The following is an 11,945-nucleotide window of genomic DNA, read 5'->3' as shown; positions in this document are numbered from 1 at the left end:
TCATATGATTAGTCCCGCAATTGAACAATTAATGATGGAACATGAGGAAACCATGATGATTCCGGCAGAAAATGTTGCAAATGTGATGAAGGAACATCCATTAGAGCATGCGTTACTGCTGTTGTCGCAGGCTGGATATTCAACGATTCCAGTTTTAGATAAAGAGGATCATTTTGTTGGTTTATTGAGCTTGAATGACATTGTAAAAAAAATGTTAGGGATCGATGGTATTGATACATCCAATTTGGAAGAGTTAACTGTTGCGGATGTCATGAAAACAGATGTTGCAGTGATGCGCCCAGATGCCGAACTAGAAGACATTTTACATTTATTAGTAGATGCTTCTTTCTTACCTGTGTTGGATCACAACGGGGTATTCTGTGGAATCGTAACACGTAGAGAAATTTTAAAGGCGGTAAATTATACCTTTCATGCTTTTCAGCGGAAAAATCCTGAAACTCAATTAATTTTTCACGCGAATTCATCAAACTAACTAAAAAACTGAATTTTATATAGAACAGACTCTAAGCAAGTACTTAAAGTGGAGTCTGTTCTTTTTGTGTGAAATAAATCTCTTAGCTTTTTAAATGATGGATACAGATAAATTGACATTCGGCAATAGGCATGCTATTTTAATCAAGTGTTTAAACAGTAACCATTACGGTTAAGCTTGATTGAATAAAAAATAGGAGAAATCAATGGCAAAAAAATCTAAAATTATTAAGATGCAAAAGCAACAAGCTTTGATTGAACGTTACGCTGAAGAACGTCTAAAATTAAAAGCTGCTAGAGATTACGAGGGATTAGCAAAATTACCCCGGGATTCAAATCCTAATCGATTAAAGTCCCGTGATTTAATCGATGGCCGACCAAGAGGCTACATGCGAAAATTCGGTATGTCACGAATCAAATTTCGTGAATTAGCTCATAAGGGGCAAATTCCCGGTGTTAAAAAAGCGAGTTGGTAAAAAAGCCATAAGCTAGTCAATTCTGGAAGATTTCCTACTCCAATTTTGTTAAACTGAAAGTATTCAACAAAGTGGAGAGGAGAGATAGTGTGAAAACGGCCCTATTTGTTTTGTTAGATCAATATGCTGATTGGGAAGCAGCGTATCTGTTGAGTCTGCTGAATCAAAGAGACGATTGGCAAATACAGACTGCTTCAAATTTACCTCTGGTACATTCAATCGGTGGATTGCAAACAACAGTTGATCTAAATTTTTCAGAAATTGATCGGATGTATCATTTGCTTGTTTTGGTTGGCGGTGATTCTTGGAATATTCAAAATCAAGAACTTTATCGAATGATCGAAAAACAGCTAAACAATAATTTACCAGTTGCTGGGATTTGTGGTGCAGTAGATTATCTTGCTTTTCATGGTTTTTTAGAAGGGTATAAGCATACAGGAAATAGTCGTGTTTCGTGGCAGGATTTTCAAAACTATCGGTCTCCTGAGAACTTTATAGAAAGGCAGGCCGTCAGTGATCGAAATCTTGTTACAGCAAACGGAACAGCAGCGTTAGATTTTACTGAGTTTGTCTTACAATTAATCGGAGATAGTCTGATTGAAGCGAAAAAAGAAGTTGATTTATATCGTTTAGGGTATTATGGTTATCGGGAAAAATATGGGTATCCATTTGATCAATAAAAAAGAAGTTCATTCCATGAATTTATCATGGAGCGAACTTCTTTTTATTTTCCATACGCAACTGGATTATTGGGAATACTAAAACCGTTTTGAGTCAAGGTTTGGACATAAGCAGATAAAAATTCTTCCTGCAGCTTGTATTGTTTTCCATTTGTTACATACAGAATTGTTCGAATTGCATAGTTGCTATTGCCTAAGTCAACCATTCCGAATAGAGTAGGTCCATCAAAAATCTCATCCTTAAACTCTTCGGAAAGCTTTTGATTCGTTTCATCAATCAAATGGATAATCTTATCATATCCTTCGTCTGGTTGGATGCGAATATCAACCTTTACTTGCATATGGGCACGAGAAAGATTGCTGATGGTTGTAATGTTGCGATTAGGTATAAAATGAACAGTTCCATCTGCAGATTTCATTTGCAGCATACGAATACCAACAGAGGTGACTGTTCCCTCAATTTGCAGATCGGTCAATCGAATATAGTCACCGACATCGATCTGTTGTTCCATAATAATGAAAAAACCAGTGATTATATCATTAGTGAACCCTTGTGCTCCCAAACCTATGGCAATTCCGGCAATTCCGGCACCCGCTAATAGTGAACCCACAGGAATCCCAAGCGTATCCAAAATCGAATAAAGGAAAAAGAAAAAGAGTGTGTAAGAAAAGACGTTCATTGACAAAGCATGGATTGTTTCAACTCGAGTGGCATTATCTGCCATTTTCTTTTTCTGCCGATCAAAAGATTGATTGATCAAAAAGCTTCCGATTTTTCTAATTAGATAAAATAGAATCAAAACAGCAATAATTGTCATGCCTTTTTGAATTAAAACTGAAAAAACGTGATCCCAATCAATCGATTGCCAATATTTTTGCCAAGCTGACAATTGTTCCGTCGCCTGATCGACAACATTGGTAGTGCTGGAATCCACTGTTTGTGATGTAAATAAAATCATAAGCCACTCCCATTAGATTAATAAAAATAGTGTAACAATCTTTCGCTTTTCTGTCGACTAGGGAAAACACACCCTCATTTTCTTTTTATTGAAAAAAATCATGACAACGATAAAAGAAAGTGATAGACTAACATTTAAATAAGAAGGAGATGATAGAATGGTGAATATAAAATGGGAAGAGTTAGGCTTTGATTATATCAAGACACCTTTCCGCTATATTTCTCATTGGAAAAATGGGCAATGGGATGATGGCGTATTAACAGAGGATAACACCATCACCATTAATGAAGGCTCGACATGTCTCCATTATGGTCAAGAATGTTTTGAAGGATTAAAGGCATATCGTCGAAAGGATGGAAAAATTAATTTATTCCGACCAGATGAGAACTCAAAACGTTTGAATAAGAGTGCTGAACGTCTTCAGATGCCAGCCGTTCCAGAAGACAAGTTTATCGATGCAGTGAAACAAGTTGTAAATGCTAATGAAGAATATGTACCTCCGTATGGTACTGGAGCAACTTTATATCTACGCCCTTATTTAATTGGCGTAGGTCCAAATATTGGGATCGTTCCTGCACCAGAATATATATTTGGCGTATTTTGTATGCCAGTTGGGCCGTATTTTAAAGGTGGATTAGCACCAAGCAATTTCATTGTTTCCGAATATGATAGAGCCGCACCATTTGGAACTGGAGCAGCGAAGGTCGGCGGAAATTATGCTGCGAGTTTATTGCCTGGTCAAATCGCACACGACCGTAATTTCTCTGATTGTATTTATTTAGACCCAGCAACGCATACAAAGATTGAAGAAGTCGGATCAGCAAACTTTTTCGGAATTACACGGGATAATCAATTTGTCACACCAAAATCTCCATCGATTCTGCCAAGCATTACGAAATACTCCTTGCTGTATCTTGCTAGTGAACGCTTTGGTTTAGAGGCAATCGAAGGAGATGTTCGCTTGGATGAATTGGATAAATTTGCAGAAGCTGGAGCTTGTGGAACTGCGGCGATTATCGCACCGATTGCCGGAATTCAAAATGGCGATGATTTCCATGTCTTTTATAGTGAGACAGAAGTGGGGCCCGTAACGAAGAAATTGTACGATGAGCTGGTAGGTATTCAGTTTGGTGATGTTGAAGCGCCGGATGGTTGGATTTTTGAAGTCTAATAAATTAAAAAAAAATCGTCGTTCATGGAGAACGGCGATTTTTGATATTGTTTAGCTTAAGTGAACGCCTTTGTCGACATAGATGACGTCTCCAATGATACCTGTCGCTAATGGACTAAGTAAGAAAGCACATGAGTTTCCAACTTCTTCGATTGTTACAGCGACTTTATCAGGTGTACGTTCTTCGGATAAGCTCAATAATGATTGGTAGTCCTTCACGCCAGTTACAGCTAATGTTTTGATTGCTCCAGCAGAGATCGCATTAACACGAATATTTTTCGGCGCAAGTTCTGTTGCTAAGTAGCGAACTTCTGCTTCTAAAGCAGCTTTGGCAATGCCCATCATGTTGTAGTTAGGGATCGAACGCTCAGATCCCATGTAAGTCATTGTCACGATGCTTCCGCCATCAGTCATCAATGGAGCAGCATATTTAGAGACAGCTAATAACGAATAAGCACTGATGTCTTGAGCTAGTTGGAAGCCGTCGCGAGTGATCTCTGTTACATTGCCAGATAATTCTTCTTTGTTGGCAAAAGCAATCGAATGGACCAAACCATCGATCGAACCAAATTTCTCTTTGATCAAAGAAAAAGCAGCCTCAATTTTTTCATCACTAGCAACATCAAGTTCAAACATATTTGCATCTTCGCCAACTAACTTGACTAAATTTTTCTTCATTCGATCGTTTTGATAAGTATAAATGATTTCCGCGCCTTGTTCAGCGATCGCTTTGGCACATCCCCAAGCGATACTTTTTTTATTGGCTACGCCTGTCACGATAATTTTTTTTCCCGTTAAAATAGACATTAAATGACACACTCCTAAATAATATAAAAAATAATATGCTCTCATTATGTTGGAAAAAGCTTTGATTGTCAAACTATTTTTTTGATTATTCCAATACGTCTTGATTAAACTGCAAGAATATGATAGTTTGATAATCAAATAAAATATTCATAGAGGTGCAAAATGAAAAAAATTATGAATGTCGAAGAAATCATGGCTGCGATCCCGAATCGCTTTCCCATTTATTATTTAGATGCAGTCACAGAATTTGAAGATGAAAAGCATATCACAGCGATGAAAAATTTAACGATGAATGAAGATTTTTTCCAAGGATATTTCCCAGGTGAACCAATCATGCCCGGCACACTGATTGTTGAAGCGTTGGCACAAGCAGGATCATTATTAATTCTGAAATCAGCAGCATTCGAAGGGAAGACTGCGTATATCGGCGGCATCAATAAAGCACATTTTTTGGAATTCGTACGTCCAGGCGATACCTTATTCTTGAATTTTGATATTCAAAAGGTCAAAGGACCGGTGGGAACTGCCAAAGCATGGGCGACAGTGGAGGATAAGACTGTAACAGAATGTGAATTTACCTTTATTGTTGGCGATAAGGAACAAAAAAAATAATTTAAAAAAGAACCGAATTCTCCTTCGAGAAAATTCGGTTCTTTTTGACTACTTCTTAGGTTCTTGCAAAACCTTCACTTCAGTAACTTTGACTGGTTCTGTAGGTGTAGATTTCTCTCCGGAACCATTATCTTTCACTTCGCCGCTAGCGATCTTATCGACTACATCCATACCTTCAGTGACTTGTCCAAATACGGTATACTCGCCATCAAGTTGTGGCGCGCCACCTTTTTTATAGGCTTCAATGATTTTCTCAGGATAGTATTGAATCGCCAAACCATCGCTTTGATCTTCGTTATTAGTTACAATAAAAAACTGACTGCCATTGCTGCTGCGTGACTCTGCACGAGCCATTGAAAGGGCACCACGGATATTATAAAGTTGATTGGAATCTTCTGTTTTGAAGCCTTTTTTCCAAATACTTTCTCCGCCAGTGCCATCACCTTTTGGATCACCGCCTTGAATCATAAAGTCTTTGATCACGCGATGAAAAGGAGTGTCTTTGTAGTACCCATCCTTAGCGTGCTTCACAAAATTTTCTACTGCTTTTGGTGCTTGTTCTGGGAAAAGTTTGATTTTTACGTTTCCTTCAGTTGTAACAAGTTCAACTAAGTATTCATCATCAGTGACTTTGTCGTTGAGCTGAGGCAGATCCAATTTATTTAAATCTACACTGGATTCTGTTGTTTTTGTTGCACTTTCTTTTGTATCTTTCGTAGCAGTATCGTTGCTACAAGCCGCAAATAGCCCAATTGACAAGGCTAAGCTTGCACCGATCATTATTTTTTTGAATTGCATATAATTCTCCTTTTCAAACTTATTATCATTCCTATGATAACAAACTTTTAACATAGTTCCTATGAAAAAAAGGTGACTTTTACTTCAAAAAATTCATAGAAACGAGCATAAAAAAAGGAGATCGAAAATGATCTCCTTAAAAAACTATTTGAATTTTATAGGTTTGCAAATTTTTCTAGCAAACGAATCATTTGGCAGGTGAAGCCGTATTCGTTGTCATACCAAGCAACTGTCTTAACTAATTGATAGTCGCCGGCAGAAGTTACTTCTGTTTGAGTTGGGTCAAAGATTGATCCTTGTGTTGTTCCGATGACGTCACCAGATACGATTTCACGATCATCGTAGCCGAATGATGGGTTGTCAACTGTATGTTTCTTGATCGCTTCGTTCACTTGGTCAGCAGTAACTTTTGTTTTAAGAACTGAAACCAATTCTGTCAATGAACCATCAACAACGGGAACACGTTGAGCATGTCCTTGTAATTTTCCGTTCAATTCTGGGATTACCAAGCCAATCGCTTTGGCAGCACCAGTTGAATGTGGGATCGTATTATCAGCAGCTGAACGTGCAGCACGTAAGTTACCGCCCTTAACCGGTCCATCTAACAACATTTGAGTTGAAGTGTAAGCATGTACGGTAGTCATTGTACCAACTTCGATACCGAATTCTTCATTTAAGAAGTAAGCCATAGGAGCTAGACAGTTTGTTGTACAAGAACCAGCTGAAATGATTTTGTCATTTGAGTCCAAAGTATCATCATTTACGTTGTATACGATTGTTTTCATTTGTCCAGCAGGAGCTGAGATAACCACACGTTTTACACCTGCGTCAATGTGTGCTTGTGCTTTTTCTTCTGAAGTATAGAAGCCAGTACATTCAAGCACGATATCTACGCCATTTTCTTTTACCCATGGGATTTTGCTTGCATCTGGTTCAGCATATACACGAGTTTTTTCGCCGTCAACAACGATTGAATCTTCTGTCGCAGTAACTGTGCCAGGATATGTGCCATGTGTTGAATCAAATTGTAATAATTGTGCCAACATTGTAGGACTTGTTAAGTCGTTGATTGCTACTACTTCAATATCGTCTGATACTTCTTTGATCCGACGGAAAGCTAAACGACCAATACGTCCAAATCCATTAATACCTACTTTTACTGTCATAACCAAAAGTTCCTCCTTTTTTATATCAAGCAAAGCTTGACGCCTTACATTTTTTATTGTGCAACGCATCAATTTTTTTGTCAAAAGATATTACCTGAGAAAAATTTTTAACGGAAAACTACTAAAAAAATTGAAAGCACCAAATTTTTTTTAAGCTTCTATCAATAAGAATGGACTTTTTCAGTTAATCTAGCTACAATAAACGAGACTTTGTTTATGTGGAGATTCATTAGTCAATAGAATAAAGAGATAAGGAGGACACGAAAATGTCCATGTTTTTAGATCAAGTAACGATCGATGTCAAAGCCGGTAAGGGCGGAGATGGGATGGTCGCCTTTCGTCGTGAAAAATATGTGCCAGATGGCGGGCCAGCTGGAGGTGACGGCGGACGTGGCGGCGATGTCATCTTAGTGGTGGATGAAGGATTGCGTACACTGATGGACTTTCGTTACAATCGTCATTTTAGAGCTACTCCAGGCGAAAATGGCATGAGCAAAGGAATGCATGGTCGTGGGGCTGAAGATACTTACGTCAGCGTTCCACCAGGCACAACTGTTCGTGATGCTGATACGGGAGCTTTAATTGGTGATTTAATCGAAAATGGCCAAGAACTGATTGTTGCTCATGGCGGACGCGGCGGCCGTGGCAACACACGTTTTGCTTCACCGAGAAATCCTGCACCTGAGCTTGCTGAAAATGGTGAGCCCGGACAAGAACGCAACATTGAATTAGAATTGAAGGTCCTAGCTGATGTTGGTTTAGTTGGTTTTCCATCAGTTGGAAAGTCAACGATCCTGTCAGTGATTTCTTCTGCACGTCCGAAAATTGGTGCGTATCATTTCACTACGTTAGTACCTAATTTAGGTATGGTAACAACCAGTGATGGTCGCAGTTTTGCTGCTGCCGACTTACCCGGCTTGATCGAGGGTGCCTCGCAAGGTGTTGGCTTAGGAACTCAATTTCTGCGACACATTGAGCGCACACGGGTTATTTTGCACGTGATTGATATGAGCGGAATGGAAGGGCGCGAGCCATACGAAGACTATCAAGCAATTAATAAAGAGTTAGGTTCACATAATCTGCGTTTGTTAGAGCGTCCACAAATTATCGTTGCTAATAAAATGGATATGCCAAACGCTGAAGAAAACTTGAAGAAGTTTAAAGATGCTTTGAAGAAGGATAAGAAAGATGAATTTGCTGATGATATTCCTGTTTTTGCAATCTCAGCAATTACAAAGCAGGGCTTAGATAATTTGCTAAATGCGACGGCGGATCTATTAGAAGTGACACCAGAATTCTTGTTGTATGACGAAGAAGTAGAAGAAGATACTGTAAACTACGGCTTCCAATCGAATGAACCAGAATTTACCATTACACGTGAACCTGATGCAACTTGGGTACTTAGTGGAGAACAATTGGAAAAACTCTTTAAGATGACGAACTTTGATCATGATGAGACAGTAATGCGCTTTGCTCGTCAACTTCGATCAATGGGAGTCGATGAAGCTTTAAGAGCTCGCGGAGCCAAAGATGGTGATCTTGTTCGTATCGACAAATTTGAATTTGAATTTGTAGACTAAAAATAAAATCGTAATTAATTTTAAGCTGTACCGCAATTTATTTTGCGGTATTTTTTTGTGTGATAAAAGCAAAAAGAAAGTGCTTTTAATTGTAAATAAGTATGACTTTTCTAGAAGAACAAAGAAAATCGATGTCAAAGATATTGCCATTTATTAATTTATCTTTAAGAGAAATTATTGATTGAAGAATTTTGAATTGTTTAAAAAACAATGAGAGAACAAATCTATAGAAAATGCGTGTTATTTTTAATATTAATAATCGATATTTTTTTGTAGCTTTAAAAACGAATTAATATTAAATATTCTTATCCAGCTAAATCAGTTATGAAATATTAGTTGAAAAATAAATGTGTAAAGTAAAATGATTAAATCTTATTTTTTCAGCATTAGGAACAATATGGGCGACATAAAAGAATTTATTTTGTTAATTAGAATCAATTTGAATGACAGCTGTTATTTGTTCTAAATTTTTATGAACGATCGAAAAAAGTGTTGTTTAAAAATGATAATTGAATTATTTTATCTAGGAAAAGTTTTTTTAACCCAAAATTTTTATCAATAATTCTAATTGTGATTACTGAATTATAAGCTTTTGGGTAGCGCCGAAGCCTCAGCCGGTGTAAACTAACCTTGTAACAAGTAATAATTATATTGTTAATTAATAAAACTTTCCTAGCCAACTGTTCGGAAACTTATTTTTAATAATAAAAAAGGGGAATAATGTGATGCAAGTATTAATTTTAACGCACAATATCTTAGTGGAGAGACCTTTAGTTGAAAAGCTACAACGCTTAAATATTGAAGTTTTAAGCTCAGCAAAATTATTAACCATGCTTCAAACAAAACAAGTACCATTAGAAGTAATGAGCTTTTTTGATGTTCTAATCGTTAGCGAAACGATTTCCGATCAAGAATTAACAATTATTCTTGAGGAGGTCGGCGAGAAATTCACGATCATTAGAGAGACTGATCGGATGCCTCAAAAAGAAGAAAAAGCAGATTGGGAGTCAAAAGGTGTCGATGAATGGTTACTTGAAGATGAAACACTTAGCGGGTTAAGAGAGAAGCTTGCTGAGAAAACATTGAAAGAATCTGTTTATTCAATTGGATTTGGTATGCGCGGAAAACAAGAGGAAGATGAACATGAAAAACGTCCGATTCCTTTATGGAATCTAACACGATCAGAACGTGAGATGTTAAGTACATTGATTTCGACTAAAGATGCACCGATCAGCCGAAATGATTTGGCAGTCAAAATCTGGGGTGACAGCGATTCAGCTAGTCACATGACACGTTTATCAACGATTATCAAACATTTAAGAAACAAGCTAAAAATTGACGGTGTTGAATATGACGTGATTCGCACAAATTGGGGCGAAGGGTATCAGCTGTCTAAAGTCTTTTTTGATCACTATATTGTTGATGACCGAATTATGGAAGAAATAAAAACTGGAAATTAATTTTTATTAAGGCTGTAGACAAATTCCTTTTTCAGGTATTTGACTATGGTCTTTTTTAATCGCTTTATATAGTTTACATAACTAAATTATGATCATTCAAACTCATTCTATTTTCCAAAAAATTCATTTCTTGCTACACTAGGATTAAAAGAATAAGGGAGCGAAAAATAATGGAAAAACGTGTAATAATTATGAACTTCGATGTAGAATCAAAAGCTTATGAAGCCTTTTCAAAGGCAAAGCGTCTTCACATGAACAAATCTTTTAAGGGTGAGCAAATGGCGGTCGTCCATCATTCGAACGACGGAGAGCACAAATTTGAGATTGAAGACTTTTTGGATTTTACTGGTAGCAATAAAAGTTCAACTGGTGGCTTAATCGGTATGATGGTCGGTATTCTTGGTGGTCCGGTGGGGATTTTATTAGGCTGGTTTACTGGTGGCATGATTGGTGCGACACAGGATGCTAAGGAAGTTCGAGATGCTACTGGAGTTTTTGAATTTTTAGTCGATAAGATCGGTGAAGGTGATACTGCACTACTTTTGATTGCTGAAGAAGAGGACAATCGTCCATTAAACCAGTTAATCATGATGGAATTAGGGGGCGAAATCACTCGTCTTGATTATGAAGAAGTAGAAAATGAAGTGAAAAAGGCACAAGAAATGGCTAAAAAATCAAATGAATCTGAAGAAGCAGAAAATGATAAAAATTCACAAGAGTAAGATAAAGCAGAGAAAGATTTCCTTTATTAGATTGCACTAAGTAGGACTTTCTTCTAAAATAAGATTAATTTGATAGAAAGTCAGGGAAATTATGGAATTAGAATTTTTAGGAACAGGTGCGGGTGTACCTGCGAAACATCGGAATGTCAGCGGTTTGGCTTTGAAATTGTTGGATGAACGTAATGCAATCTGGCTATTTGATTGCGGCGAAGGAACCCAAATGCAGATTTTACGAACAAATATTAAACCACGCAAAATTGAGAAAATCTTTATTTCTCATTTGCATGGTGATCATATCTTTGGTTTGCCTGGTTTATTAAGCAGTCGTTCCTTTCAAGGCGGTGAAGAACCCATCATAATTTATGGTCCAGCCGGACTAGAAAACTATGTGCGAACATCTTTGCAGGTTACGAAAACTCGTTTGGCTTATCCTTTACAGTTTGTAGAACTGAGTGAAGGTATCATTTTTAAGGACAAGCAATTTACGGTTGAATGTATGTTACTGGATCATGGGATTGACAGTTATGGCTTCCGTGTGAAGGAGACAGATCATGAAGGCATGCTTCTTGTAGAAAAATTGGTTGCACTAGGTATTCCTGCTGGTCCAATATACGGAAAGTTGAAGCAAGGTCAAAAGGTAACTCTTTCAGACGGACGGGAAATCAACGGACAAGACTTTGTGGGAGAAAGCAAAAAGGGAAGAATCGTAACAATTTTTGGTGATACACGATTCACGAGTAAATCAAGTGAATTTGCTAAAGATAGCGATGTGATCGTCCATGAAAGTACTTTTAATAAAAATGAAGCAAAACTTGCGCGAGCTTACTTTCATTCTACAACTCATCAAGCGGCAACTATTGCCAAAGAAGCGAATGCAAAAAAACTGATGTTGACACACATTTCTGCAAGATACCTTGCCAAAGAAGCGAAGGAATTGGAAGAAGAGGCTCGCGATATCTTTCCAAATACACAAATTGCCAAGGATTTCGATATCATTGATATTCCATTTTCATAAAAACACG

The 11,945-nt window shown here is 37.4% G+C and carries 13 protein-coding genes; 9 read left to right on the top strand and 4 right to left on the bottom strand.

Features of this window, described 5'->3' with window-relative positions:
- The first annotated feature begins 4 nt into the window (after positions 1–4).
- From cbpB to AUF14_RS06485, 3 genes are all read left to right on the top strand, one after another.
- Complete coding sequence (cbpB, locus tag AUF14_RS06495; protein ID WP_016180154.1) at positions 5–493, top strand: cyclic-di-AMP-binding protein CbpB; 489 nt, start codon at positions 5–7, stop codon at positions 491–493.
- Positions 494–698: 205 nt separating this feature from the next.
- Positions 699–968, top strand: a complete 270-nt coding sequence (gene rpsN, locus AUF14_RS06490) for a 30S ribosomal protein S14 (RefSeq protein ID WP_016180155.1) — start codon at positions 699–701, stop codon at positions 966–968.
- Between the two features lie 89 nt (positions 969–1,057).
- Positions 1,058–1,648 (top strand): DJ-1/PfpI family protein, encoded by a 591-nt coding sequence (locus AUF14_RS06485; protein WP_049221704.1) that lies wholly within the window; start codon positions 1,058–1,060, stop codon positions 1,646–1,648.
- A gap of 44 nt (positions 1,649–1,692) precedes the next feature.
- On the opposite strand, the gene AUF14_RS06480 is transcribed toward AUF14_RS06485, so the two are convergent.
- The gene (locus tag AUF14_RS06480; RefSeq protein WP_049221701.1) at positions 1,693–2,607 is read right to left on the bottom strand and encodes a mechanosensitive ion channel family protein; all 915 of its coding nucleotides are present in this window, start codon (positions 2,605–2,607) and stop codon (positions 1,693–1,695) included.
- Between the two features lie 157 nt (positions 2,608–2,764).
- Here AUF14_RS06480 and AUF14_RS06475 point away from each other — a divergent pair, with 157 nt between their 5' ends.
- Positions 2,765–3,778, top strand: coding sequence for a branched-chain amino acid aminotransferase (locus AUF14_RS06475; protein WP_049221698.1), 1,014 nt, complete (start codon positions 2,765–2,767; stop codon positions 3,776–3,778).
- Between the two features lie 51 nt (positions 3,779–3,829).
- Here AUF14_RS06475 and fabI read toward each other — a convergent pair whose 3' ends face one another.
- Entirely contained in the window at positions 3,830–4,585 is a 756-nt protein-coding gene (gene fabI / locus AUF14_RS06470; RefSeq protein ID WP_016180159.1) for an enoyl-ACP reductase FabI, read from the bottom strand.
- A 162-nt stretch (positions 4,586–4,747) separates the two neighbouring features.
- Here fabI and fabZ point away from each other — a divergent pair, with 162 nt between their 5' ends.
- Positions 4,748–5,197 (top strand): 3-hydroxyacyl-ACP dehydratase FabZ, encoded by a 450-nt coding sequence (gene fabZ / locus AUF14_RS06465; RefSeq protein ID WP_016180160.1) that lies wholly within the window; start codon positions 4,748–4,750, stop codon positions 5,195–5,197.
- A 48-nt stretch (positions 5,198–5,245) separates the two neighbouring features.
- Here the strand turns inward: fabZ and AUF14_RS06460 are convergent, their stop codons facing one another.
- Both AUF14_RS06460 and gap read right to left on the bottom strand, forming a co-directional pair.
- Positions 5,246–5,995, bottom strand: a complete 750-nt coding sequence (locus AUF14_RS06460; protein WP_049221696.1) for a peptidylprolyl isomerase — start codon at positions 5,993–5,995, stop codon at positions 5,246–5,248.
- A 155-nt stretch (positions 5,996–6,150) separates the two neighbouring features.
- Positions 6,151–7,161 (bottom strand): type I glyceraldehyde-3-phosphate dehydrogenase, encoded by a 1,011-nt coding sequence (gap, locus tag AUF14_RS06455; RefSeq protein ID WP_016180162.1) that lies wholly within the window; start codon positions 7,159–7,161, stop codon positions 6,151–6,153.
- Between the two features lie 266 nt (positions 7,162–7,427).
- Here gap and obgE point away from each other — a divergent pair, with 266 nt between their 5' ends.
- The 4 genes from obgE (at position 7,428) to rnz (ending at position 11,938) form a co-directional block, all read left to right on the top strand.
- On the top strand, positions 7,428–8,741 hold the full coding sequence (gene obgE / locus AUF14_RS06450; RefSeq protein WP_049221692.1) for a GTPase ObgE: 1,314 nt from the start codon (positions 7,428–7,430) through the stop codon (positions 8,739–8,741).
- Between the two features lie 725 nt (positions 8,742–9,466).
- On the top strand, positions 9,467–10,201 hold the full coding sequence (locus tag AUF14_RS06445; protein WP_016180164.1) for a winged helix-turn-helix domain-containing protein: 735 nt from the start codon (positions 9,467–9,469) through the stop codon (positions 10,199–10,201).
- A 170-nt stretch (positions 10,202–10,371) separates the two neighbouring features.
- The gene (locus tag AUF14_RS06440) at positions 10,372–10,923 is read left to right on the top strand and encodes a DUF456 domain-containing protein (RefSeq protein WP_016180165.1); all 552 of its coding nucleotides are present in this window, start codon (positions 10,372–10,374) and stop codon (positions 10,921–10,923) included.
- Between the two features lie 91 nt (positions 10,924–11,014).
- Positions 11,015–11,938: a ribonuclease Z gene (gene rnz, locus AUF14_RS06435; protein WP_049221689.1), complete on the top strand. Its 924-nt coding sequence runs from the start codon at positions 11,015–11,017 to the stop codon at positions 11,936–11,938.
- The last annotated feature ends 7 nt before the right edge of the window (positions 11,939–11,945 follow it).

This window comes from Enterococcus avium (assembly GCF_002891025.1).
Taxonomy (GTDB): Bacteria; Bacillota; Bacilli; order Lactobacillales; family Enterococcaceae; genus Enterococcus_A; species Enterococcus_A avium.
This window is presented reverse-complemented; position numbering and strand designations above follow the sequence as displayed.

Bases quoted from the DNA above. Each gene is read 5' to 3' on its own strand.
- cbpB (WP_016180154.1), top strand. From the start codon at position 5: ATGATTAGTCCCGCAATTGAACAATTAATGATGGAACATGAGGAAACC.
- AUF14_RS06475 (WP_049221698.1), top strand. From the start codon at position 2,765: ATGGTGAATATAAAATGGGAAGAGTTAGGCTTTGATTATATCAAGACA.
- fabI (WP_016180159.1), bottom strand. From the start codon at position 4,585: ATGTCTATTTTAACGGGAAAAAAAATTATCGTGACAGGCGTAGCCAAT.
- obgE (WP_049221692.1), top strand. From the start codon at position 7,428: ATGTCCATGTTTTTAGATCAAGTAACGATCGATGTCAAAGCCGGTAAG.
- rpsN (WP_016180155.1), top strand. From the start codon at position 699: ATGGCAAAAAAATCTAAAATTATTAAGATGCAAAAGCAACAAGCTTTG.
- rnz (WP_049221689.1), top strand. From the start codon at position 11,015: ATGGAATTAGAATTTTTAGGAACAGGTGCGGGTGTACCTGCGAAACAT.
- gap (WP_016180162.1), bottom strand. From the start codon at position 7,161: ATGACAGTAAAAGTAGGTATTAATGGATTTGGACGTATTGGTCGTTTA.
- fabZ (WP_016180160.1), top strand. From the start codon at position 4,748: ATGAAAAAAATTATGAATGTCGAAGAAATCATGGCTGCGATCCCGAAT.
- AUF14_RS06460 (WP_049221696.1), bottom strand. From the start codon at position 5,995: ATGCAATTCAAAAAAATAATGATCGGTGCAAGCTTAGCCTTGTCAATT.
- AUF14_RS06445 (WP_016180164.1), top strand. From the start codon at position 9,467: ATGCAAGTATTAATTTTAACGCACAATATCTTAGTGGAGAGACCTTTA.
- AUF14_RS06440 (WP_016180165.1), top strand. From the start codon at position 10,372: ATGGAAAAACGTGTAATAATTATGAACTTCGATGTAGAATCAAAAGCT.
- AUF14_RS06480 (WP_049221701.1), bottom strand. From the start codon at position 2,607: ATGATTTTATTTACATCACAAACAGTGGATTCCAGCACTACCAATGTT.